Source organism: Blautia sp. MSK.20.85 (assembly GCF_013317245.1).
GTDB lineage: Bacteria > Bacillota > Clostridia > Lachnospirales > Lachnospiraceae > Blautia_A.
The window spans coordinates 16,700-41,676 of record NZ_JAAIUN010000009.1; the positions used below are offsets into that span (position 1 = coordinate 16,700).

Here is a 24,977-nt window from a genome sequence, read left to right on the forward strand (position 1 = left end):
GACTATTGTTATGGTTATTCTACGTATATTCTCACTTTCTGTCAATACGATCGGAAAAACTGTAAATTTACTAATTAACTTATATTAATATTTAATGGAAGATTCTCAAAAGGACGGTTTAATTCCTCGGTTCCAGGAAGAACAAACCTTCCATTTTCGATAATGGAGATCATTTCTCCCTCATCATCGATCACCCGGATACTTCCAAGCTCATCATAAGGAATGGTGATATCCGTGTGGCATCCATAATAAGCAAGGCTTACATCATCTTTACGCATCTCGGAAATCTCATTATCCCTGGCAATGATCTCCTTTCCGTCCGGATTGTATACCGGTGTATCTTCTGCCCAGCTGTAGCAGGTATCACCTACTGCGAAATGCGGTCCCATTTTCTCTGCGATCAGGATCGGAAGCTTATCCGCAATTCCGTATTTCAATGCAGCCACATAAGCTGTGGTGTTTGTACCGATGGCAAATTCGCCCATCGGGATCTTTGGATGATGATGGAGGATGTTATCCTCGATATATTTCCGGTTTTCTTCTTCTGTTTTAAAATTGGAGCAGGTATAATCGATCACCTGACCACAGTCAAATACCAGTTTCAGATCACGGAACTGCAACCCGTTCAGATAAACTTTTTTCACATGAAGGATCCCACCGGTTCCTGCAAGCTGCGGGGAGGTAAAAACTTCTCCTACCGGAATGTTCACATCTGCCACACAGTTCTCAAAATTCGTCTGTTTCTTCGGATCTGTCAGCTCATGAAGATGGATCAGAAGATCCGTCTCATTATCTCCACGGCCTTTGACCTCCACCCACTCACAGGTGTCCAGAGTATTGATGATCGTCTGCTGGATCTCCTGATAAAGATGATAATCCAGAGTATTGATCTTTACGATCTCACGGAAAATTTCCTCATAATTTCCACCGATCTCAGGAACCGGATAGGCAATAATGGTAAAACTTCTCTCATCACCTTTAATGTAACGGTTTACGATCTGTCCAGATTCATTGTCAAGCTCTGTTTGCAGTTTCTGCTGTGCCTCACTTAATGCGTAAGCTTCCGGTTTGCTTACCGGAGAGAACGGATTTTCTCCAAACGTGTCAATGCAGGCCGGGCCTCCATGTACCTCTGCCAGTTCTCTGTACTTCTCATAAGAAGTCTGCATGGCACGGAGTTTTCGCTGCACAAAATCTCCGTCCAGGAACAGTGCACTGTCCTGACGATGATCGTAATCGTACTGCGGATTGGCAACGCCGCCGGTATAGCCCACACGTACTGTGCCTCTTTTATTTACTGCATGAGTTGCATGACGATATATCACCGGTTTCAGTCCCATTTTTTCAAACTGAAGGATCGCTGCCTTTACCATACGCTCAAATCCAAGGCTGTAACGGATATTTACAGTTTTCTTCTTTGTGATATCTTTTCGTCCGGTGATAAATCCGATCCGATAGCCTTCTGTATAAGTGGAAGCCATCTTATCGATCTCTTCCTGGGAAAGAGAATTCAGAAACTCTGCCACTCCTGTCTCATTCTCAGAAACAAACTCACCATAGCGATACAGATATCTCAGATCAGAAAGATCAGAATTCAGGATGATATCTGTTGCAAAGTCAAGTTCCGGATCTACCCCTTCCCGAATTCTCTGTTCCATCATATCCTGGCAGTAATCATTCACATAGGAACGAAGGATTCCCTCTACGGTTGCAGCCTCGGGAAGCTCTTCCTCACAAAATGCAGAATATACTTCCAGAAACAGTTCCATGGATACGGTCATATCCCACAGCCTTTTCTCATGTGCATAAGCCACTGTCCCGGCAAGTTCTGCATACAGAAAACTGAAAGCTTTTCCATAATCTCCCAGCTTATTTACTGCATAAGCCGGATTTCCATAACTGCTTTCATAGTTTTCCGGGAGGATATCCTGATAAAAGTGATGATTTCGCTCCTTCAGTTCCTCCAGGGTAAGTTCCACAGACTCCTCATCCATCACATCTGCTGTCATGGAAAGAAACTGTGCCATCTTTCTGAAAAAATCTCCAAACGGTTCTTTCACCGTTTCTTCCGTTCTGATCTCACGGATCCGCTCTTTTGCAAGTCCGTAACGTTCTCTCATGCATTCGTCCAAAACTTCATCTCCCATCTTTTTCATCATCGATCACATGCCCCATGGCAATATGTTTGTCGATCAGTTCTTTCATATATTCCCAGATCACTTCAGATCCTTCTCCTGTTTTCCGGTTTCTCTTATAGATCTGACTTTTCTTTACCTGATGTTCTTCCCAGCTTCTTCCGTTGGAAGCATCATTCAGAAAAAGAGGCTGGCAGTTATCCAGTACATGGGCAAATTTTGCTTCCGGAGTCTCATAAGCCTCAAATTCTTCCCAAAGTGCTTTCAGCCACTGTCCCTGATCTTCCGGCAGCAGTCCGTAAATCCGATCCGCTGCTTTTCGCTCTCTGGCGTCCTTGGTAGCTGCGCCTTTCTCATCATATGCATAGGTATCTCCCGCATCGATCTCCACAAGATCATGTGCCAGTACCATGGGAATCACCTTTGACAGATCCACTTCTTCATTGGAATACTCCTTCAGAAGCACTGCCATTAATGCCAGGTGCCAGGAATGTTCCGCATCATTTTCTTTCCTGTTTCCGTCTGCAAGATATGTCTGACGGAAAATATTTTTGACTTTATCCACTTCCAGGATAAAATCAAGCTGTTTTTTTAATCGTTCTTTTTCTTCCATTCTTTATACTCCTGATAAAAAAAGTCCCAGCCAGATTACCAGAATCACACCGTTTAAGATCGATCCGATCATACTTGTCCGGTGTTTCCGGTTTTCCTCTGAAAAGCTGGAAAGGCCCAGTGCAAAGCCGTATGCTGACAGCAGCATCGCAAAAAGCCCGGTTCCGCCAATCAGGCCCCCGAGCTTTCCGTCAAGAAAAAGTGCAAGCACAACTGCCACAATAAACAGCACGAGGGAAGCTGCTGCCAGTCCTACGGACCACTTTCCTTTCGCAGCTTCTCTTTTTTTTGCAAATGCATATCGATATCTTCTTGCCATTAATGTTTTCTCCTAATTTTGTCGCAGACTGCGTAAATTCCATATCCCAGTGCCGCGCCCAGAGTATTCAGTATCATATCATCCACATCAAAACATCCGACCCTGGTGATCAGCTGGATCACCTCCACCGTCAGACTGATGGAAAAACCGGATAATATAATAAAAAAGCCATTTCGCATTCTTCGGTTTATCACCGGAAGAACAAACCCATATGGCATAAATCCCAGCACATTTCCGAAAATATTTGTAAAAAGTGCAAACATCCCTAATTGTTTCCTGTAGACCCAAAAACGCCTGATTTCAACAAACGGAACAAAATTATATCGAAATTCTCTTTCCGCGTCTGCTACCCGGCCATAACCTTCTGAAAAGAAAAGAAGGTATACAAGTATCAGGACATACAGCACAAAAAAAGCTGTCCCGAGTTTTTTTACTCTGTGTTTTGTCCCCTTTTTCAATATTCTCCCCTGCTTAAATGCCCGAAAAGCCACACGAAACAGAGTGCGGCTTTCCGGAATTTTTGTTTATATTTTTCCTAGATCAAAATCTCTGATTTTCTTTTGAGCAGTCTCGCACCGTTCACGATCATCAGAATCCCTGTGACAAGTCCCGTCACCAGAACGACAATACCGAGTGCAAGACTTCCCGCCCCGCTGCTCGCCATGGTTTTATAAATTTTTTCATTCATAAGTCTGTGTCCTCCCAGTAAAAGCGGACATTCGGAATCCGCTGCTCTTTTATTATGATATTCTGTACCAGTATTATTCTGCACCGTACTGCTCATAATATGCATCGATGGCTGCTTTCAGCTTATCATCGATCACAACACGGCCTTTGTATTCTTTATTGTAGAGGTGCTCAACCACCTCCGCCATGGTTACAATTGCTGTAGTCTGAAGACCATAATTCTCTTCAATCTCTTTCAGAGCACTCTTGGTTCCCTGACCACGTTCCATACGGTCAACAGAAACCACAAGACCGATCGGATTTACATCTCCCTGTGCCTTAATAATCGGAAGTGTTTCCTTAATGGATGTTCCGGCAGTCGTAACGTCCTCAATGATCACTACTTTATCCCCATCCTGGATCGGGCTGCCAAGAAGGATTCCCTTATCTCCGTGGTCTTTTACTTCCTTACGGTTGGAACAGTAACGGATATCCTTTCCGTACATTTCACTGATTTCCATGGTTGCTGCCACAGAAAGAGGAATTCCTTTATATGCCGGTCCAAACAGCACATCAAAATCCAGTCCGAATTTGCTCTCGATCGCTTTTGCGTAATACTGGCCCAGCTTACGAAGCTGTGCACCGGTGCGGTAAAATCCTGTATTTACAAAAAATGGTGTTTTTCTTCCCGATTTCGTAGTAAAATCTCCAAATTTCAGGACATTACAGTCGATCATAAACTCAATAAATTCCTGCTTATACTGTTCCATTTATTTAATCCTCCATATTTTTCATGTACACAGCAAAACGGATATTCATTCTTTGTTCTGCTGTGATTCGTGTGTGCAATCACTTTGCTTATCCGCGTTCATTCTAACATATGTATAACAGAATTGCAAATTATGGAAATTCCCGTTATTTCACCACACCGATCAGTTCATTGATATCTTCAACCTTCTCTTTTTCAAGAAATGCCTGGATTCCCTCCGCAATTTCTTCTGTTGCATAAGGATTGAAAAAGTTTGCGGTTCCCACAGATACGGCAGTAGCGCCTGCCATGATAAACTCCAGTGCATCCTCACAGGTTGCGATACCACCCATCCCGATGATCGGAAGGGATACCGCATTTGCCACCTGATATACCATGCGGACAGCGACCGGTTTTACTGCAGGGCCGGACATTCCGCCTGTTTTATTTGCCAGCGCAAATGTACGACGGTTGATATCGATCTTCATTCCTGTCAGAGTATTGATCAGGGAAAGCACATCTGCACCACCGGCTTCTGCTGCTTTCGCCATCTCGGTAATATCGGTAACATTGGGGCTCAGCTTCATGATCACCGGCTGTTTTGCATATTTCTTAACTTCTTTCGTAATGTCTTCAAGAGCTTTCGGATTCTGGCCAAAGGCAATCCCGCCTTCCTTGACATTCGGACAGGAAACATTGATCTCCAGCATGTCCACAGGCTCATTTCCAAGGCGTTCCACAACCTCACAGTAATCCTTCGTGGATTTTCCGCAGACATTGACAATGATCTTTGTGTCATATTTCTTAAGGAACGGAATATCTCTCTCACAGAATACATCGATTCCCGGATTCTGAAGGCCGATGGCATTGAGCATTCCGGACGCTGTTTCAGTCACCCTTGGTGTAGGATTTCCCGGCCACGGTACATTGGCCACACCTTTTGTCACAACTGCGCCAAGTTTATTCAGATCCACAAATTCACTGTACTCTGCTCCGGAACCAAATGTTCCGGACGCTGTCATTACCGGATTCTTAAGCTCTACGCCGGCAAGATTTACCTTCATTCTGCTCATAACTCTACCTCCGTACTTAAGAACACCGGTCCATCTTTACATACTCTCTTGTTATGCACATGGGAATGGGCATCCACATCTTTGGATTTGCATACACAGGCAAGGCACGCACCTACACCACAGGCCATGCGCTCTTCCATGGAAATCCAGCAGGGAATACCCTTTTCAAGCGCATATGCCTTGATGGCACGGAGCATCGGTGCCGGTCCGCAGGCAAAGATCGCATCTGCTTCAAGGCCATTCTCACGGATGGCATCCATGACATTTCCCTTTGTTCCGGCAGAGCCATCTTCTGTTGCAATATAGACATCTCCGTAAGCCTCAAATTCCTTATTTAAAAACAGCTCATCCCTGTATCCGAGAACCATGATCTTCTCTGCATCCAGCTGTTTTGCAGTTTCCAGCATCGGCGGGATTCCGATTCCACCACCCATGAGAAATACTTTTTTGCCTTTCACCGCATCCAGTGGAAAACCATTTCCAAGAGGTCCCAATGTCTCAACAGGTACTCCTGCATGAAGTCTGGAAAATTCCTCCGTACCAGTTCCTTTTCCGGTAACACGATATACCAGTCTCAGTTTTCCCTCTTCCTTATCGATCTCACAGAGACTGATGGGTCTTGGAAGAAGTTTGCTGCCGTTACGGCTGTAAAGAGATACAAACTGTCCCGGCACTGCATTTTTCCCAATTTCCCCTGCATCCAGCCACATGCTGTAGATATCTGTACCTATACATTCCTGGCTTAGAATCTTACAGGACTTTTTTGTTTTCTTATTTTCTGATGTGCTCATAAAATGCCTCCTGTATTATCTGTTCTCCAGTGCGCCGCTGATGTCTGCGATCATATCTTTTACTGCCGCTCTGGAGGCATCTGCATAATTTTCAGCACCAAACTCTTTATATTTTTCCTGCTTGTATGCAGCAATGATTCCTCTGGAAGAGTTTACAATAGCACCCAGTCCGTCTTCATTAAAGAAGTGAACAAGATCTGCTCCTTTTCCACCCTGTGCCCCATATCCAGGAACAAGGATAAATGTCTTCGGCATGATTTTTCTTAATACTTTTCCCATTTCCGGATAAGTTGCACCTACAACAGCGCCTACATAACTGTATTCGTCGCCCATAAGCTCATCGCCCCACTGTGCAACTTTCTCGCCTACCAGCTCATAGAGCGGACGGCCATCAATAACACGATCCTGGAACTCACCGCTTGACGGGTTGGAAGTTTTTACCAGAACAAAAATACCTTTTTTCTCCTCTTTGCAGATATCCATGAACGGTTTCACACCATCAGAACCAAGGTATGGATTTACTGTAGCAAAGTCCTCGTCAAAGCCTGCATATTTCCTGGAACCTACCTGAACCTGTCCCAGATGTCCAACTGCATAGGCTGCAGATGTAGATCCGATGTCACCTCTCTTGATATCACCGATCACAACCAGATCTTTGGATTTACAGTAATCAACGGTCTTCTTGTATGCGATCAGCCCCGGGATACCAAACTGCTCATACATGGCAATCTGTGGTTTTACTGCTGGAATCAGATCATAGGTGGCATCCACAATTCCTTTGTTATACTGCCAGATTGCTTCTGCAGCACCTTCCAAGGTTTCCCCGAACTCTGCAAAAGCCTTCTTCTGGATATGTTCCGGAATATAATTCAGCATAGGGTCCAGTCCTACAACGATTGGTGCATTTGTTTTGCGAATGTTGCTGATCAGTTTGTTAATCATGATTATTTCTCCTCCTGATTTTCAAATATAATTTTTCCGTCACAGATGGTATAAAGGACTTTTCCTTTTACTTTCCATCCGTCAAATGGCGTATTGTGACCTTTGGAAACAAATTTATTTTTATCGATAGTATACTCCTGCTCCGTATCTACAATAATCACATCTGCCGGGTGGCCTTCCTGCAGCGTTCCGCTTTCGAGTCCCAGAATCTTTGCAGGGTTCAGGCACATCTTCTCCACCATCTGTTTTAATGTAATCACACCTTTTTCTACCAGCTCTGTGTAGGTAAGCGGAAGGCTTGTCTCAAGTCCTACGATTCCAAATGGCGTATTCTTCATGGAACCTGTTTTTTCCTCTGCACTGTGTGGTGCGTGATCTGTACTGATTACCTCAATGGTACCATCTTTCAACCCCTGTTTCAGCGCTTCCACATCCTTCGGTGTACGAAGAGGCGGATTCATCTTGTAATTCGGATCATCGGTTTTTATATCATCAGATGAAAGGATAAAATGGTGAGGGCACACTTCTGCCGTGATATTATCATATCCTTTTTCTTTTACGAACTTCATCATCTCGGCATCACCATAAGTGGAACAATGGCAGAGGTGAAGATGCACACCTGTTTCCAGCGCCAGAATGATATCTCTGGCCGTAATGGTATCCTCCACCGCATTGCAGATTCCCGGAAGCCCCAGTCTTCTGGCATTTTCGTCATCGTTCATACAGCCGTCCCCACGCAGATCAATATCTTCGCAGTGATCAAAGAACGGAACTCCGCATTCTGCTGCAATTTTCATTGCTTCTTTACAGAGTGCTGTATTCATCACTGATTTACCATCTTCGGAAACTGCCGGGATACCGGCCTTTACCATTCCTGCGATATCCGAAAGCTCCGTTCCCTTCTCACCCTTCGTGGCAGCACCTGCCTGAAGCACATGAATGCCGGAAACCTGGGCCGCTTTATTATGTACATAATTTACTCTGTCCGGATTATCAATGGTAGGAGTTGTATTTGGCATGGCAACTACTGTTGTCACACCTCCATGGGCAGCTGCCGCCGCACCGCTCATAATGTCTTCCTTATGTGTCTGTCCCGGATCACGAAAATGGACATGAAGGTCGATGATTCCCGGCATGACCAGCTTTCCTTTTGCATCAATCACACGGTCTCCATCTTTCTTTTTCAGCTTCTGCCCTATTTCCGTGATGATCCCGTCTTCCAGATAAATGTCGCCTGTTTTATCCGTATCTGTGGCCGCATCCACGATCCGGCCTCCTCGAATCAGAATCCCCATTTATGTTCTCCTCTCATCCTGGTTTTTATCAAGTGGATATTTCAATCCGCTTACATTCTATTATATCATACACGAAAATTCTCTTTTTATAAAGAATTTTTTTACAAAGCCATTCAGTCCTGTTTTATGTACTGAAATTGCCGGAATTTTCTCCTTGACATTTCAAAACACGGGTTATATAATCAGAACATGGCAAGATATTTAATGTAAAATCACTAGTTTTTAGAGATTATATTTACATGAATATAGTCTGTAAAATCTGGTGATTTTTTATTATCATCAGAAGGCTATTTTAACTTTTTTATTTCTATGGAGGTAACACAAAATGAACAAGGGAACTGTAAAGTGGTTCAACGCAGAAAAAGGTTATGGTTTTATCACAGGTGAGGACGGACAGGATGTATTCGTACATTTCTCCGCAATCAACGGTGAAGGCTTCAAATCTCTTGAAGAGGGACAGGCTGTATCCTACGACTTAACAGAAGGCGCTCGCGGAATGCAGGCTGCTAACGTTACAAAGTTATAATTTACCAGATAAATCTATAACCATAAGAAACGTATAAGTCAAAACAGGTTTGCTCCAGAGCAGACCTGTTTTTTTATTATATTATTCTATACAAAAAAATCTCCGGGATGCTCATTTATACATCCTGGAGATCTCTTCATTTTTAGCTATTTCTGTCACTGTCGTCAAACAAATATCTGTAATCTGCCTTCGCTGCCTGATCCGGTCAAATAATCCCTTACTCGGCGCTGTCTGATGATAATCCTGAAATATAATCTGTCAGTGCTGATGTATCCATTACTGTATCTACTTTCACACTGGCCTCTTTCGCCTGGATCTTCGCGTAAGCGGAATAGCCGATCCAGCCTACAAACAGTGCTGCGATCAGAATCCACGCCGCCATCTCAAGAACAAATTCCACCCGTTCTTTCTTCTGAGCACTGCTTCGTCCAAATTTGTTGTTTTTATATTTGTCAACTTTCTTCTGGCTCATTGTTGTTCTCCTTTGCCGATTCAAATACTTCGTTTATTATAGCACATCTGTTTTCAAAAGGAAAGCAGCAACTCCAGAAAGAAATGTGATAATTTTCTGAACTGCAGACCAAAAGCTTCTGCTGTCATAAGATCAGACAGCCACAATAACGCCTCCATCGTTTGCATACATGCTGCTGACCCCTGCAGTATCCATAACAACGATCTTCGCAGGATTCAGTCTCTCCCGGATAGCTTCTTCCAGCATCTTCGCTCTTTCCGGACAGTTACAGTGTGTGATGGCAACCGTCTTTTCATGGATATTGATTCCTTTTTCTCCAACATGTTCCACCATCTTCACAATTGCCTTGTTCATTCCTCTGGCCTGATCAAGCTGACAGATACTTCCCTCCGGAGTAGATCCCATAACCGGTTTGATCTTCAGTGCACTGGCCACCAGAGCCTTTACTCTGCTCAGACGTCCATTCTTACGCAGAGTTTCCAGATTCTCCAGTACGAAAAATGTACTCATTTCTTCAATATACTTATCTACAGTCTCTATAATTTTCTCAAAAGAAAGTCCCTTTTCTTCGCATTCCACGATCTTCATGGCAATCAGGCTTTCTCCACCGGATGCAGACCTGGAATTAAATACATGGATTTTTTTCCCGGGGTTATCCTCCAGAAACAAACTCTTTCCAAGAACCGCACTGTTGTAGGAGCCGCTCAGTTCAGAAGAAAGTGTAACTGCATAAATATGGTCTGCTTCACATTCGTAAGCTTTCATGTAGCGTTCCGGAGACGGGCATGCAGATTTCGGGCATTCCGGGCATGCGGCAACCTTTTTCAGAAAATCTTTCTGATCAAAAGTTTCATCATCTATAATGCTCTCGCCACCAACCATCAATGTTAACGGAACAGCTTCAATTCTCTCATCATCTTTCCATTCATTCAGCAGTTCTCCGCAGCTATCTATCGCAATCTTATAACTCAATTATATCGTCCTCTTTTCCATTATATGTAGTATTCAATACCACATTTATGGTATCACATAAACACGTATTTGAAAAGAGTTTTTTAAAAAGTCTGTCCTTTTTTCGTTATCTGCGCTATAATGTCTACACATAATCAAGCAAGAAAGGAAGTGTAACATGCTGGCATTAAAAATCACAGATATCCGGGATTTTACAAACAAGCTTTTTATAGGAGAAGTATTTGATAAATTCTGCCTGTCTGAAGCATCGATAACAACCTTCAACACATTTACGATCGACGGCAGACTTCAAAGAGACTTTTTTGACACAGACAGCCTGAATAAACTTACGGAACATGGACGGACCCATTCTCTGTGGAAAGAAATCAGACCTTTCTGCTGGTCCGTAATACGTGGAAAACGCACTCCCTTAAGCTTTAAGATTGTGTTGCACTTAAGCCGTAATGGAATTGAGGCTGCTATGAGAAATACAGATTTGGGAATTTCTTCCGAGCAGATTGACGGATTCTACTTAAATCTCCAATTTAAAAATAACGCGCTTCTTTGTACTACCGGAACCTCTCTCAAAACATTTTTAATGACCAAACAGCCGGAACAGTTCTGGGATGATATGATTCTCCATTTTCTGAACCAGAATCAGATACTTTTTGAAAAACTGTGATCAGTTCTCTTCTTCCATTTCTCTCAAATAATATGCAAGCATATCAATAAACTGACTATTGGTAGGCTTGTATTCCAGAGGATATCCCGCGATCTCATCCAGAAAACTTTTATTTCCTTCCCAGCAGACATTGATCAATGTTCGGATATCGTGTTCTATATTCGTAGGAGTCGATTTATATTTTGTTGCCAGACATGGATAAATATCTTTTGTGATATGCATAGGTTTATACTGATGCCGCATGGAAATCTTTACAGCTTCTGCTACAAAGAAATACCCCTTATATTTTGAAGTCGCTCCAAGTTTTCTGATCAGTCCATATATTCTTTTCATACATCTTCCCTCCGTTCTGCGCATTTTCTTTTTTAGGAAAATATCCTCATATATAATACGACACTTATTTGATTTTTTCGCTTTCTTCTGAAAATTTATTTTTTACATATTAGATACGGATTTGAATTATCTTCTATATTATTTCTATAATTCAAGTGCAATATCCATTATCTTATATAAAACAGATATAATTGTGTTAAAGATGCACGCATTGTCATTAAAATAACAATATGTGCATATAAAAAAGATGATACCAGATAAATTTCCTGATACCATCTTCAAGCATGAAAATACTTATTTTTGTTCAAAGGACGATCTCTCCGGAAGGATTTTCTGAAAGGCTTCTATTACAGCCTCCCTCATTTTCAAAAACTCTTCCTGGCTGCCTCCTTCATCATTGATGCACAGCATAGCCGCCTTTTGCCCCGCGATCGTTTCCAGGATCTTCTGGTCTTCCAGTCCTGTCTTATAAAAACGGCCAATTTTCGGAGACTGCGGTTCATAAGTTCCTTCCATATACTGCCAGTACTTCATCAGATACTGATTAACGTCAAATACACTGCGAAAACGGTTCCTGCATACCTCATCCAGTACTTCCCCCTCCCGCTTCCAGACCTCTTCAAATGTAGATTTTAAAAACGCACTTGGAACATGGGTATACTTAAACCCGGAAAACTCCTGATAAGGAATCATAAGAATGTTTCTCAACAGCATGTTTCCATAAGAAGGATGAAACCACTTTCTGAAATTTTTTTTGATAACTTTTCGTTTCTTATAGTGCATGTTTACAAGTGCCATATCATTAAGAAGAATATGCGCAAAAGGATTTCGGATATCATCCTGTGCAATTGCGGTTTCAATACAGCAATCTCTTGGGAGACCATTTTTAAAAAAGATCTCAGGCTCTACAGGCCTCAGGAGAAACATATCATCATTGAAATACACAAATTTCTCTGCCAGACCGGGAATCCTGTGAAAATTCAATTCAATCGGATTGCAGTTAAAAGTCGGCAGATATTTTGACGGAATATAATCTTCATGGCGAACGATCCGAAGCTTCGGCGCATTTCTGTCAAGCCATTGCGGAACATGTCCCCAGGTAACAAACCATACTGTATTTACCCAGGGCGCAAACTTTTCTACTCCGCGGAACCAGTACCTCAGATTATTCCAGTCCCGATATCTGTTCTCTCCTGCATCCGTCCCCTTTGTCGGACTGTAACGCTGAAATTCTTCTCTCCAGGCCGGATCTGATCCATCTACCCAGGGAATGACAAAATCAATTTTTTCCATTTTTTATTCTCCGTACAGTTTTTTCAATCGTCGCGCCTCCCGGCAAATATCAAAATGTCCTTCTACAAGTCCCTGATAAATCTCTTCCTTCCCGACTCGCGGCCTTTTTCCTGCTCTTACCACAGTTTCTGCCCATTTTTCGGGAGATGTTCCAAGAGAAAGTGGTTTCAACTGTCCGGGAATCACATTAACTTCTCTGGAAATTGTATCTGAAATCACACAGGTAAGTCCGTTAGCCTGCGCTTCCACAAGTGCAAAGGGCAATCCTTCGTAAAGAGAAGGAAAAAGAAATACATCCATCGCAGACAGAAAGGCTCCGATATCTGTTCTCTTTCCCAGAAAAAACACCTTATCCTCCAGGTTTTCACTCTTTACCCGTTCCAGAATATTTTCATACTGACCGCCTCTGCTTCCTACAAGTGCCAGCACAGCATCCGGTCTCTTCTTCAGGATCTCCTTAAAAATATCCAGAAGCCCCTCATGGTTTTTCTGTGGATCAAACCGTCCTACATGACCTACAACAAACCGGTTTCCCCAGCCAAACGCACTGCGGACAATCGCACGATGATCTTCCGAAAAGAGATAGCGTTCCATAGATATCGCATTGTGTACGATAACTACCTTACCGGCATCATAATCTTCATTCCCAAACAGCCATCTTCCCGCCACCTCCGAACACGCAAAAAAATCTGTGGCATATCTTTTGATGCGGGCACGGTTGCACCAGTGCATGAATTTTCGTACCATTCCCGGACAGGAAGAATTATGAGAATGAGCGATCACCTTCCTGACTCCGGCTTTCGATGCCAGCTGCAATGGAACAATATTGGCTGCGGACAGCATATTCACATGCACCACATCATAATTTCCTTTTTTTAATATCTGTTTAAATCGTTTCACATATCCCAGATAATTCTTTTTCACATTGGGAACATAGAAAATCCTGCCTCCAAGTGTTTTTATTTCTTTTTCATAAGCGATCTTACCATACATGCAGACAAAATCGAACTGCACATCCATTTTCGAAAGCTCCCGGTAATAATTCATGACGAAAGCTTCCAAGCCTCCTCCTATGTTACCTAAGCCAACCTGCAATACTCTCACTTATATACCTCTCTTTATTCTGGATAACAGATATCCACTTTTCTATAGATCCATATTACAAATATAACATAAAATTAACATATGGTAAATGTTATTGTAACATTCTCTCTGATATTTTCTGTAATTTCGAAATTTTTATGTATTGCAGGAAATTTTTAATCGAATCCGCGCCAAGCGGATATCTGAAATCCACATTCAGCCCAAAAAAGGCTCTGCCACAGGGGCAAAGCCTTTTTTTGATGTTTTTTATTTGGTAAGAACCATAAGGATATCGTTACTTCTCTTTACAAATTTTGTCATTTCTTCAGAAGAAAGCTGCTTATGGCTCATCATAGCCAGATCATAAAGCTGTTCGCAGATTACCGGCACATGTTCAGATTCCTGATTCTCAGCTATAAATTTCACCAGTGGATGATTTGCATTCAGAACAAGTACCTCCTGTCCTCCGAACATATTCGGATCCATTCCGTACATGTTATACATCTTCATCATATCCTGCATACGGCGACTCTCTTCCGGAAGAGTGATCATCGCTGCTGTTCCCTCATTTTTCAGCTTTTCTACCTTTACTTCCAGTTTATCTTTACCCAGATTTTTACGGAATACATCGGTCAGAGTTTTAACCGTTGCTTCATCTGTCTCGCCATCCTCACGAAGCTCTTCTGTAAGATCTGCGTCAATTCTCTTGAACTGTACGTTCTGATCCTGCTGCTCAAGATGAGAAATAAACTGAGAATCGATCACATGTTTAAGGATTACCGCATCTTTACCGGCCTCACGGAACATATTGATGTACTGGCTCTGCTGTACCTCATCTGTTACGTAATAGATCACTGTTTTCTCAGGTTCCTCATTCTTGGATTCCTCGGAAGTTTTCTCTTCTGTCTTCTCTTCTTTCTTATTCTCCTCAATACAATCTTTCAGAGTAAGATATTTGCCATCCAGATTTTTGAAAAGGATATAGTCGTTCATCTTTTCGCCGAATTTCGCATCTTTGATGCAGCCAAATTTGATAAACGGACTGATATCATCCCAGTATTTCTCATAAGATTCTCTGTCTGTCTTGCACATTCCAGTCAGTTTATCCGCAACTTTCTTGGTAATGTACTCGGAGATTTTCTTTACAAAACCATCGTTCTGCAGTGCGGAACGGGATACATTCAGTGGCAGATCCGGGCAGTCGATCACACCTTTCAGGAGAAGAAGGAATTCCGGGATCACCTCTTTGATATTGTCTGCAATAAATACCTGGTTATTATAAAGTTTAATTGTTCCCTCAATGGAATCATACTCTGTTCTGATCTTCGGGAAATACAGAATACCTTTCAGGTTAAACGGATAATCCATGTTCAGATGGATCCAGAACAGTGGCTCTTTGTAATCCATAAATACCTTACGGTAAAACTCTTTATATTCTTCGTCTGTGCACTCATTCGGATGTTTCATCCAAAGCGGCTGTGTATCACTTAAAGATACCGGACGTTTGTTGATCTTTACTTTGTCCTTTGCCGGAGATACCTCTACAACTTCTTTTTCACCTTTTTCGTTCTCTTTCTCCTCTGTCTTGGCATCTTCGTGGATATGTTCAACAACTACATCATCCTCACGGAGATCTGCCTCATCGATAGTCTCATACTCCTGCTCTGCATTTGCTTTGGAAAGATAGATGTTTACCGGCATGAAAGAACAGTACTTCTCGATCACTTCACGCATACGGTACTCATTGGCAAACTCCAGGCTCTCCTCATTAAGGAAAAGTGTGATCTCAGTTCCTGGTTCTGTCTTGTTTCCATCTGTCATCTCATATTCTGTACCACCGTCACAGGTCCAGTGAACCGGTGCAGATCCTTCTTTATAAGAAAGCGTATCGATGTGTACCTCATCCGCAACCATAAACGCGGAATAAAATCCAAGTCCGAAATGACCGATCATCTGATCATCTGTTGTCTTATCCTTATATTTCTCAAGAAATTCTGTTGCACCGGAAAAAGCGATCTGTGTAATATATTCCTCTACCTCATCTGCAGTCATACCGATACCATTATCAATAAACTTCAGGGTTTTCTGATCTGGATCTACGATAACATTTACTGCCGGTTTATAGCCATCCGGGAATGTATAATCACCCATAACTTCCAGTTTTCTCAGTTTGGTGATTGCGTCACATCCATTGGAGATCATTTCTCTTACAAAAATGTCATGATCGGAGTATAACCATTTCTTGATGATCGGAAAAATATTTTCACTGTTGATTGATAAACTTCCATGTTTTGCTGACATGTATGTCACTCTCCTTTTGTTTTTTATTTCCTATGTTCCGGTAAACCCGGAAACCTGTTGTTTTTTTCAATAAATATATACTAATACGACTTTTTGCAAAAGTCAAGAAAAATTTAGCACTCGCCATTTTCGAGTGCTAGTAACAATGTCGGCTATAAATTTTTCATACGCAAAAAGATTCCCCTCACACATTTCTCATGCACGAGGGGAATCTTTTATAATTCTGCTTTTATTTTTTCTTTCTGCGGTATATAAGAATTCCTCCAATACATACAACTGCAGCGATCAGGATGATCACAAATGTCATGATCGGTGTACTGTCTCCTGTCTGTACCGCTGATTTCTGGCTGGACTGCGTAACTGCAGGGCTTGGTGTTGCTGTAAGGATCTCCGCCTGTGACACAGTAAATGTAACTTTGCTTTCAGACTGGACATCTGTATCTGTCCATCTGGAGCCGTCATATCTCTGCTGCACAAAATTGACTTTCAGTGTATACTCGCCTGGTTTGCTTACGCGGAAAGTTGCTGTATATGGTTCCGAATCCCAGTCACGCTTTTCCGTAATCTGCCAGCTCCTTGGCTGGAAACGGGTATCTCCCTTCACCGGATTGCTGTTATCCATACCAGCGCCTACCGCTGTGAAAGTGATTTTCGTGTTTGTATCATATTTTCCATTGGGATCAATTCCCGTGATCTTGTTATCAGATTCCTTTACCCCGGAACCTTTATATGCATTTACAGTAATACTTACCGCAATCACCGTACTGATCTTGTCAGGATTTTTCACACCATCGGGGAGTGTAACAGTTCCTTTTACATTGAATGTCTGTCTGTCCACAGAGGAAGGGTCATAAGAACAGCCTTTCACATCCCATTTCACAGAAGCTTTCTGTTCTCCCTTTGTTGTTGTGATCGTCACAGTTTCCGGAAGTTTCAGCGCTTTCTGTGTTTTCTCTGTCCCATTTGGAAGATCTGTGATCGATGATGGTTTTCGGATTCCGGTAAGATCATTCTCTTTCTCACTGTTATCAGTATTTTTTCGAACACTGAAATACGCAGTAATATAAGCAGATACATCTGCACTGTTGGAAATTACAATGTCTTCCAGATATTCTTCTTTGGAAAGACCCTTCTTCGGCTGCACTGTAAAGGTTGCACTTTTTCCCGCCTCAAGCTCTGTCTGTGAAAGAGCTCCTACGGTATAATTTTTTCCGGTTGGCTGCTGCAGTGTGATTTTTGTGTTACCGGTGTTGGTAACTGTTACAGTCTGTGCTTCCGGAAGATCTTTATAACCTTCGTTCACCGTACCGAAATTCAGACCTTCTTCCGGTTTGACCGAAAGATCATACACCGGTTCCGGTTTCGTTACAGTAAAGGAGACCGAAACGTTCTCATCTATATTTCCATCTTTATCTGCAATTCTGATCTTGCCACTGTATTCTCCTGCAGAAAGGCCGGTTTTGGGCTGGATAGTAAAAGTTGCCTGATTATCTTCGCCCGGATTGAGTACCTCAGCAGAAAGAGCTCCTACTTCAAAATTCTTGGCTGTTGGCTGTACCAGACGGATCGCTTCCGTACCTGTGTTGGTAACTGTTACAGTCTGTGCTTCCGGGGCATTGGAATATCCCTGTTCCAGCTCTCCAAAATTCAGATCTTTTGGGGTAATATCTACAGAATTTTCAGTGAAACTGTCCCCATTTACCAATACGCTTGCTTTCACAGCTGCTGACGCCTTATTGTCCGACGTGGCAAAAACAAGATCTTCCTCATATGGATCATCTTTTGCTTCCAGTCCCAGCTTTGGCTGAACTGTAAACATCTGCTCATCGCCCTGGGCAAGCATGATTTCTCCATTATTTTCACCTTCACTGACAGGTTCAATATCAAAATTGTCTGACTGCGGCTGTTTCAGAGTTACCGTTTCTGTACCTGTATTTCTTATGGTTACAGTTCTTGTCTGATCAACCTCCGTATAGCCCTCTGTCAGGTCATCAAAAGGAATCTCTGCAGGATCTGCTGTCAGTTCATACTGTCCTTCTTCACTGTCGGATGGTTCCGATGCTTTCCCCGCATCCGCGTTCCCGTTATTCCCGTCATCTGTCTGTGCTTCTACAGTGAGATCCGCCTCAAAGAAAACATCCACACCTTCTTCTGTCTGATATGTGATCAGATCTTTATATTCTCCGGCGTTCAGTCCCTCTCTTGGTTTTACCCATACCGTAATCTGCTCTCCGCTTTTCAGTGGCTGTCCATTAATATCTTCAGCCATGAAATTCTCCGGAGAAATTTCTTTAAAATTCAGATCTGCAGTTCCGGTATTGGTAATCGTAACATACTGTACTTCCGGTATCTCTGTGTAACCTTCTGTTACAGTTCCGAAATTTAAAACACCACTTCCGTCTTCTGTGGATACAACTGCGGAATATGTAAGTTCTTCTGTTGAAGCACTGTCACCATTCTGTGCTTTCGTTTCCCCTGTCTCAACAGTTTTTTCATCAGATCCGGCTGTCGTATCTGATGAATCCTCTGCCTGATCTTCTGTCGAATCCTCTGTCTCTTCGGTATTTCCGGAATCTGTATCAGTTTCTCCCAATCCGGTGATCGTAATGGTGCTGTCCTGAGAATCCTGCTCCAAAGTCTCATCTGATCCGCTCTCGCTGGTAGATGTTTCTGTCTTCTTCTGCTGTGCAAGAGCTTTGGCATCTTCCTCCGTTGCGGAAACTTCCTGTGTTGTTACAGTAAGTTCGCCACTGATTCCCATTTCTTCTTTTCCTGTGATCTTAAGAACAATGGGAAATCCCAGATCCTTTTCTTCAACCTTATAGGTTTTATCTGTTCCTACTTCGGTGAGCACATCACCATCTTTCAGCGACCACGAAAAACTCACATAATCATCTGTAATTCCTTCTGGCTTTACCTTGGAATAATCTGCGCTTAAGGTAACACCTACTGCAATTGTTCCCTTAACTTTCAGTTTGCCATCCAGAGCTCCCTGGGGAACCGCAGCGGCAAACACCATAGATGGAAGTAATGTAACCATCATAAGCACGGCCATGATCACTGCCAGTACTCTGTTTTTCCTCATATTCCATCCTCCTTTACATCCTTATGTTTTCCTGCATTTTCAGATTTATGCATTCTTTCCTTTGTTGATGCAAGTTTACCATATTTAATTTTCAAGGATGTAATTTCTGCTTTCCGTTTTTTCTCTCAGCCTTCAACAATGAGATATTTTCCATCTGGAAGTTTAAACACTTCACTTTCTTCTTCCAGTTCTTTCAGGGAAAGTCCCTCTACATCTGCACCCATTCCATCCAGATATTTTTTTACATCTTTCAGAGAATCCAGCACTACTGCCATACAGTCTTCCAGAAATGCCTCTGCCTCTTCAAAATCATCTGCTACCGGCTCATCAAAAAGCTGTCCCTGTTTTTCCAGAAATGTCTGGACATATTCTTTCTTATACATTTTAAAAAAGTCCTCCTTTATTTATTATTTTTCTTCTCATAAATAGCAACCAGTTCCAACGGTACCGCTGCTACAATGTCTGCGCCGTTTTCTTCCAGTTCCCTGCGGTCACGAAAGCCCCAGAGTGCACCTACTGTATACATTCCGGCTGATTTACCTGTCTGCATATCCGTTTTTGTATCTCCGATATACATGCATTCTTCCGGTTTTACTCCGAATTCTTCCGCGATCTTTAACGGACCATCCGGTGCCGGTTTCCTTCGGATTCCCTCCTGCTGTCCCATTACTTCGTCAAAAACATCTCCATAGATCGCTTTTACGACTTTCTGTGCCGCAATATGCGGTTTATTAGAACATACGGCCATTTTTAATCCCGCATCTTTTAGTTTCTGAATGGTTTCCGGCATATCCTTATATGGTACAACTTTATACAGGGGATCTTCATCAAATTTTTTACGGTAAAGTTCCCGGACTTCTTCATAATGGACCAGATCCGGATCTCCGGCATCGATCAGACATCTTTTGATCAGCATATCCGCGCCTTCACCGCTGTAATAACGGAAATTATCTGTCGGCTGCGGTTTCAGGGAAAACTTTTCCATGATCTCATTTGCCACATATGCCATGGACTCCAGTGTATCTGCAATCGTTCCATCCAGGTCAAAGATACAAGCTTTTATCATTTTGTCATTCATCCTCTCAGGTTTATTCCAAGTTTCTTTGTCTCATAGATCAGCCTTGCCACAGGCAGTCCGACTACATTGTTGTAATCGCCGCGGATTCCTTTCACATAAGCACCCCAGGCACCCTGGATTCCGTAGCTTCCTGCCTTATCCATAGGATCTTTACTGTTTACATATTCTGCGATCTCTTCCTTTGTTACCGGGTAAAAAATTACATCTGTACATTCATGAAACGTATGAACTTTCCAGTTTTCTTCTTCTCTTACAAGAACTGTCACACCCGTATATACCTGGTGTGTATTTCCCTGCAGCATACTCAGCATCTTCACTGCTGCCTCCGGGTCTGAAGGTTTACCAAGGATCTTTCCTTCATAGGAGACTATGGTATCCGCTCCGATTATAAGAATGTCCGCCAGATCATCCGCCTGTTCTTTTTCCAGCGCATGTGCGGTAAACATGGCCTTTTGGAAGGAAAGTTCCTCAACCACCTTCGAGGGCTCTGTGCTGGTGATCCGTTCTTCACCACTGGCAGGTTTTACCTCAAATGTGATTCCCACCTTGCTTAAAAGCTCCCGTCTCCTGGGAGATGCAGAAGCAAGCACAATCTTTCTCATGTGTGTATTCCTCTCTTTCTGTGTTATCAGTATAACCTTTTACGGAAGGAGGTGCAACCGGAATTGTCAAAAGAGAATTCCTTCCGGATCATAAAATATAATACGCCGGGATTTCTGTACATCCCGGCGTACTGTCTTTTATATATAATTTGCTGTTTTGATCTTATGCCTTCGGCAGTTTAAAAGAACTCTTAAGAGACACAATACGGTTAAATACCGGTGCGCCCTCTTTGGAGTCATGGATGTCTGCACAGAAGAATCCGTTGCGGACAAACTGATAACTGTCGTAGCCTTTTGCTTTCAGAAGCTCCGGCTCAACATAAGCGCTCGTCACGGTGAGAGAGTTTGGATTTACATTGAGAGATCCGTCTTCTTTATTGTAAACACCCTTCTCTTCATCTACGATGTTCTCGTAAAGTCTTACCTCAACTTTACCTGCATTGGATGCCTCCACCCAGTGGATGGTTCCTTTTACCTTACGTCCGTCCGGTGCATTTCCACCTTTGGTTTCCGGATCATAAGTACAGTGAACCACACGGATCGTTCCGTCATCATCTGCTTCATATCCTGTGCAGGTTACAAAATATGCATTCATAAGACGGACTTCATTTCCGATATAAAGACGTTTGTATTTCTTCGGAGGCTCTGCCATGAAATCATCACGTTCGATATAAAGTTCTCCGCTGAACGGAATCTTTCTGGTTCCAAGTTCCTCGTTCTCCATGTTGTTCGGAGCTTCCAGGTACTCAACCTGTCCTTCCGGATAATTGTCGATCACAAGCTTGATCGGATCAAGGATCGCCATCATACGTGGACGTTTCAGTTTCAGATCCTCGCGGATGCAGTACTCAAGCATTGCGTAATCCACAGAACTGTTGGCCTTGGAAACGCCACAGAGCTCTACGAATTTACGGATGGATTCCGGTGTAAATCCGCGGCGGCGAAGTGCGGCGATTGATACCAGTCTCGGATCATCCCAGCCATCTACGATTCCGTCTTCAACAAGTTTCTTGATGTAACGTTTACCGGTGACAACATTGGTAAGGTACAGTTTGGCAAACTCGATCTGTTTCGGTGGATGCGGATACTCCAGTTCTTTTACAACCCAGTCATAGAGCGGTCTGTGATCCTCAAATTCCAGAGTACAGATGGAATGAGTCACGCCTTCGATCGCATCCTCGATAGGATGAGCAAAGTCATACATCGGATAGATGCACCACTTGTCTCCAGTGTTGTGATGTGTCATACGTGCTACACGGTAGATAACCGGGTCACGCATGTTCATATTCGGAGATGCCATATCGATCTTTGCACGGAGAACTTTTTCTCCGTCTCCGTATTTGCCCTCACGCATCTCCTCAAAAAGCTGCAGGTTCTCTTCTACAGTACGGTTTCTGTATGGGCTCTCTTTACCTGGTTCTGTAAGAGTTCCTCTGTACTCACGGATCTGGTCTGCAGTCAGGTCGCAGACAAATGCCTTGCCTTTTTTGATCAGCTTCACAGCGGCCTCATACATCTGGTCAAAATAATCAGAAGCAAAGAAAAGTCTGTCTTCCCAGTCTGCGCCAAGCCATTTTACATCAGCCTTGATGGATTCTACAAATTCGGATTTCTCCTTTGTCGGGTTTGTATCATCGAAACGAAGGTTAAATTTTCCGTTGTATTTCTTTGCAAGCCCATAGTTTAAAAGAATGGACTTAGCATGTCCGATATGAAGATAACCATTCGGTTCCGGTGGAAAACGTGTATGCACAGTGTCATAAACGCCTTCTTCAAGATCTTTGTCTATAATATTCTCAATAAAGTTTTTGGAAACTGTCTCGTTGTCCATGATTCTCCCTCCTAGATATCGTCCTGATGTTTTATCTTATCATATATTTGGAGTTTTTGAAACCCGCAAAACCTGTATTTAAACAAAAAATTGTCTGTTTTTGGACACAAAAAAAGCTGCTGACGGGAATCGAACCCGTGACCTCCGCCTTACCAAGGCGACGCTCTACCGACTGAGCCACAGCAGCTTGTTTCGCGACGTTTGTGCCGCTCACAGTTGTTTATATTATCAGATGACTTTCATATTGTCAATACTTTATTTTTATTTTTTTAAAAATTTGTATTTTCATGACTATCGCATAAAAATCCTGTGTACTGCAGTCCCCGGACACAGCGCACAGGATTCTCTTTTTACTCTTCTGATTTTGCATCCTCAGAAGCTTCTGCCTCTTCTGTTTTTTCTTCCGCCTCATCAGCTGCAGCTTCCTCTGTCTCTGTTTCAGCTTCCGTCTCTTCTTCAGCCGGTGCTTCTTTTGTATCCTCTTCTTCTGTCTCTTTGGAAACTTCTACAGTCTCAGATGCGGTTTTGTCCCAGTCCTGGAAAACTTCTTTCTCTTCTTTTTCTTCTTTCTTCTCATCCTCTTCAAGATCATCGAGATCGTCAAAGTCATCTTCAAAATCGTCTTCACATACAGATTTTCTGGATATGATCGCTGCAATAGCTCCTGCTGCTGCCGCAGTAAGAGCTCCTACTGCAACCAGTCCCCAGTATTTATTAATCTTTGCCATAATTGGTCTCCTTTCTTGTTCCGCTGTTTTTAACATCATTTTAATACTTTTATATCCAAAAGAAAAGAGGGGAATTAACTTTCTCCAAAACAACGTTTCATTTTTTTGCGGATTCTTCGCAGGGCATTATCAACAGCCTTCGGCGTTTTACCCAGAATTTCCGCGATCTCCACATAGCTATTTCCCGCAATATACAGCTGAAACACCTGATTTTCCAGAGAACTTAAGCTCTTTTTCATTTCTTTTTTCAGCGCTGTTACATTTTCCCGGTCAATCAGGATTGCTTCCGGATTATCATGTTCCGTACAGGAATCTCTGAGATTTTCTTCCATTTCCCTGTCACTTAAGGATATATACGTATTCAGCGGCTGATGTTTCTGACGGTTTGAACTTTTGATCGCGCTGTAGATCTGTCTGTCAATACACATATTCGCAAAGGACTGAAAGGATGTTTCCCTGTCAGGCTGGTAGTCCCGGACTGCTTTAAACAGCCCGATCATACCCTCCTGGATCAGATCGTCGGTATCCCCGCCAATAAGAAACATGGCCCTTGCCTTTTTTCTGACCAGACCTTTGTACTTTTCCATCAGATAATCTGCAATCATGGATTCTCCGGCACGAAGCCTCTGAATAAGAACTTCGTCCTCTGTCTCATTATATCGGCACATTTTTTCTCCGAACAGCTTAAGCTGTATCTGTTATTTTGCCATTCTCTGTCTCACGATCTCAAATGCAAGCACTCCTGCCGCTACAGAAGCGTTGAGGGAATCAATGTCTCCATTCATCGGGATCGCGGTAGTAAAATCACATTTTTCCTTTACAAGACGGCTGACACCATTTCCCTCGTTTCCGATCACAAGGCCAATGGGACCTGTCAGGTTCTGGCGGTACATCACTTCTCCGTCCATATCCGCACACACAAACCAGATTCCTTTTTCTTTCAGCTCATCAATCGTCTGTCCAAGGTTGGCAACCTTGGCAACCGGCGTATAGTTCAGGGCACCGGCAGAAGTCTTTGCGACAGTAGCTGTCAGACCTACAGCTCTGTGTTTCGGAATAATCACACCATGGGCACCGGCAAGATTGGCAGTACGGATGATCGCTCCCAGATTATGAGGATCTTCAATATTGTCAAGAAGAATAATAAAAGGAGGCTCTCCTTTTTCTTCTGCTTTTTTCAGAATATCTTCCACTGTGGAATAGTCGTAAGCCGCAACCTGCGCGATCACACCCTGGTGGGCACCGGTCTCGCTCATGGAATCCAGACGTTCCTTCGGAACAAATTTCACGATGGTATCATGTTTTCTGGCTTCTCTTGCGATAGTACGAACCGGTCCGTCCTGACAGCCATCCAGAATAAACAATTTATCAACACATTTGCCGGAACGAAATGCCTCAAGTACTGCATTTCTTCCTTCTATCATTTCAGTC

Annotated in this window: 26 protein-coding genes and 1 tRNA gene; 2 read left to right on the top strand and 25 right to left on the bottom strand. The window is 42.9% G+C overall.

Annotation, left to right across the window (positions count from 1 at the left end):
• Positions 1-74: 74 nt before the first annotated feature.
• The 10 genes from G5B12_RS06985 to G5B12_RS07030 all read right to left on the bottom strand — a co-directional run bounded on the left by G5B12_RS06985 (position 75) and on the right by G5B12_RS07030 (position 8,581).
• Entirely contained in the window at positions 75-2,156 is a 2,082-nt protein-coding gene (locus tag G5B12_RS06985) for an aminopeptidase (protein WP_442857988.1), read from the bottom strand.
• Entirely contained in the window at positions 2,137-2,748 is a 612-nt protein-coding gene (locus G5B12_RS06990) for an HD domain-containing protein (protein ID WP_021977589.1), read from the bottom strand. The genes G5B12_RS06985 and G5B12_RS06990 overlap by 20 nt, the downstream gene beginning before the upstream one ends.
• A 3-nt stretch (positions 2,749-2,751) precedes the next feature.
• Positions 2,752-3,066, bottom strand: coding sequence for a hypothetical protein (locus G5B12_RS06995; RefSeq protein WP_021977588.1), 315 nt, complete (start codon positions 3,064-3,066; stop codon positions 2,752-2,754).
• Positions 3,066-3,557: a VanZ family protein gene (locus tag G5B12_RS07000; protein WP_330597639.1), complete on the bottom strand. Its 492-nt coding sequence runs from the start codon at positions 3,555-3,557 to the stop codon at positions 3,066-3,068. The genes G5B12_RS06995 and G5B12_RS07000 overlap by 1 nt, the downstream gene beginning before the upstream one ends.
• 44 nt (positions 3,558-3,601) lie before the next feature.
• Positions 3,602-3,754, bottom strand: a complete 153-nt coding sequence (locus tag G5B12_RS07005; RefSeq protein WP_173762129.1) for a hypothetical protein — start codon at positions 3,752-3,754, stop codon at positions 3,602-3,604.
• Positions 3,755-3,827: 73 nt separating this feature from the next.
• Positions 3,828-4,502 (bottom strand): orotate phosphoribosyltransferase, encoded by a 675-nt coding sequence (pyrE, locus tag G5B12_RS07010; RefSeq protein ID WP_148447734.1) that lies wholly within the window; start codon positions 4,500-4,502, stop codon positions 3,828-3,830.
• 145 nt (positions 4,503-4,647) lie between these two features.
• Positions 4,648-5,553, bottom strand: a complete 906-nt coding sequence (locus tag G5B12_RS07015) for a dihydroorotate dehydrogenase (RefSeq protein WP_021977584.1) — start codon at positions 5,551-5,553, stop codon at positions 4,648-4,650.
• Positions 5,550-6,344, bottom strand: a complete 795-nt coding sequence (locus tag G5B12_RS07020) for a dihydroorotate dehydrogenase electron transfer subunit (protein ID WP_021977583.1) — start codon at positions 6,342-6,344, stop codon at positions 5,550-5,552. Before G5B12_RS07020 ends, G5B12_RS07015 begins: the two co-directional genes overlap by 4 nt.
• 15 nt (positions 6,345-6,359) lie before the next feature.
• Entirely contained in the window at positions 6,360-7,286 is a 927-nt protein-coding gene (gene pyrF, locus G5B12_RS07025; RefSeq protein ID WP_021977582.1) for an orotidine-5'-phosphate decarboxylase, read from the bottom strand.
• 2 nt (positions 7,287-7,288) lie between these two features.
• Complete coding sequence (locus G5B12_RS07030) at positions 7,289-8,581, bottom strand: dihydroorotase (RefSeq protein ID WP_021977581.1); 1,293 nt, start codon at positions 8,579-8,581, stop codon at positions 7,289-7,291.
• 325 nt (positions 8,582-8,906) lie between these two features.
• Between G5B12_RS07030 and G5B12_RS07035 the strand changes: the two genes are divergently transcribed.
• A complete protein-coding gene (locus G5B12_RS07035; RefSeq protein WP_015525894.1) occupies positions 8,907-9,107 on the top strand; it encodes a cold-shock protein in 201 nt (66 codons plus the stop codon).
• A gap of 217 nt (positions 9,108-9,324) precedes the next feature.
• On the opposite strand, the gene G5B12_RS07040 is transcribed toward G5B12_RS07035, so the two are convergent.
• Both G5B12_RS07040 and G5B12_RS07045 read right to left on the bottom strand, forming a co-directional pair.
• The gene (locus G5B12_RS07040; protein ID WP_021977580.1) at positions 9,325-9,579 is read right to left on the bottom strand and encodes a hypothetical protein; all 255 of its coding nucleotides are present in this window, start codon (positions 9,577-9,579) and stop codon (positions 9,325-9,327) included.
• 132 nt (positions 9,580-9,711) lie between these two features.
• Positions 9,712-10,551 (bottom strand): DegV family protein, encoded by an 840-nt coding sequence (locus G5B12_RS07045; protein WP_021977579.1) that lies wholly within the window; start codon positions 10,549-10,551, stop codon positions 9,712-9,714.
• A 157-nt stretch (positions 10,552-10,708) separates the two neighbouring features.
• Between G5B12_RS07045 and G5B12_RS07050 the strand changes: the two genes are divergently transcribed.
• Positions 10,709-11,212 carry a DUF5721 family protein gene (locus G5B12_RS07050; protein WP_021977578.1) on the top strand — a complete coding sequence of 168 codons (504 nt, stop codon included), beginning with the start codon at positions 10,709-10,711 and terminating at the stop codon, positions 11,210-11,212.
• Here G5B12_RS07050 and G5B12_RS07055 read toward each other — a convergent pair whose 3' ends face one another.
• The 13 genes from G5B12_RS07055 to rlmB form a co-directional block, all read right to left on the bottom strand.
• Positions 11,213-11,545 carry a sporulation initiation factor Spo0A C-terminal domain-containing protein gene (locus G5B12_RS07055; protein ID WP_021977577.1) on the bottom strand — a complete coding sequence of 111 codons (333 nt, stop codon included), beginning with the start codon at positions 11,543-11,545 and terminating at the stop codon, positions 11,213-11,215.
• Between the two features lie 294 nt (positions 11,546-11,839).
• Entirely contained in the window at positions 11,840-12,838 is a 999-nt protein-coding gene (locus G5B12_RS07060; protein ID WP_021977576.1) for a Stealth CR1 domain-containing protein, read from the bottom strand.
• A gap of 3 nt (positions 12,839-12,841) precedes the next feature.
• Entirely contained in the window at positions 12,842-13,900 is a 1,059-nt protein-coding gene (locus G5B12_RS07065) for a glycosyltransferase family 1 protein (RefSeq protein ID WP_174087974.1), read from the bottom strand.
• 288 nt (positions 13,901-14,188) lie between these two features.
• Positions 14,189-16,222, bottom strand: a complete 2,034-nt coding sequence (htpG, locus tag G5B12_RS07070; protein ID WP_174087975.1) for a molecular chaperone HtpG — start codon at positions 16,220-16,222, stop codon at positions 14,189-14,191.
• A 229-nt stretch (positions 16,223-16,451) separates the two neighbouring features.
• A complete protein-coding gene (locus tag G5B12_RS07075; protein ID WP_021977573.1) occupies positions 16,452-19,307 on the bottom strand; it encodes a choice-of-anchor D domain-containing protein in 2,856 nt (951 codons plus the stop codon).
• Positions 19,308-19,432: 125 nt separating this feature from the next.
• Positions 19,433-19,690 carry a hypothetical protein gene (locus G5B12_RS07080; protein ID WP_021977572.1) on the bottom strand — a complete coding sequence of 86 codons (258 nt, stop codon included), beginning with the start codon at positions 19,688-19,690 and terminating at the stop codon, positions 19,433-19,435.
• A 17-nt stretch (positions 19,691-19,707) separates the two neighbouring features.
• On the bottom strand, positions 19,708-20,373 hold the full coding sequence (locus G5B12_RS07085; RefSeq protein ID WP_021977571.1) for an HAD family hydrolase: 666 nt from the start codon (positions 20,371-20,373) through the stop codon (positions 19,708-19,710).
• 8 nt (positions 20,374-20,381) lie between these two features.
• Positions 20,382-20,987 (bottom strand): Maf family protein, encoded by a 606-nt coding sequence (locus tag G5B12_RS07090; RefSeq protein WP_021977570.1) that lies wholly within the window; start codon positions 20,985-20,987, stop codon positions 20,382-20,384.
• 163 nt (positions 20,988-21,150) lie between these two features.
• On the bottom strand, positions 21,151-22,818 hold the full coding sequence (locus G5B12_RS07095) for a glutamine--tRNA ligase/YqeY domain fusion protein (protein ID WP_021977569.1): 1,668 nt from the start codon (positions 22,816-22,818) through the stop codon (positions 21,151-21,153).
• 114 nt (positions 22,819-22,932) lie between these two features.
• Positions 22,933-23,005: transfer RNA gene (locus tag G5B12_RS07100), tRNA-Thr, on the bottom strand.
• 163 nt (positions 23,006-23,168) lie between these two features.
• Complete coding sequence (locus G5B12_RS07105; protein ID WP_021977568.1) at positions 23,169-23,546, bottom strand: hypothetical protein; 378 nt, start codon at positions 23,544-23,546, stop codon at positions 23,169-23,171.
• A 74-nt stretch (positions 23,547-23,620) separates the two neighbouring features.
• On the bottom strand, positions 23,621-24,214 hold the full coding sequence (gene sigH / locus G5B12_RS07110) for an RNA polymerase sporulation sigma factor SigH (RefSeq protein ID WP_021977567.1): 594 nt from the start codon (positions 24,212-24,214) through the stop codon (positions 23,621-23,623).
• 30 nt (positions 24,215-24,244) lie between these two features.
• A complete protein-coding gene (gene rlmB / locus G5B12_RS07115) occupies positions 24,245-24,970 on the bottom strand; it encodes a 23S rRNA (guanosine(2251)-2'-O)-methyltransferase RlmB (protein ID WP_118064413.1) in 726 nt (241 codons plus the stop codon).
• Positions 24,971-24,977 lie beyond the last annotated feature (7 nt).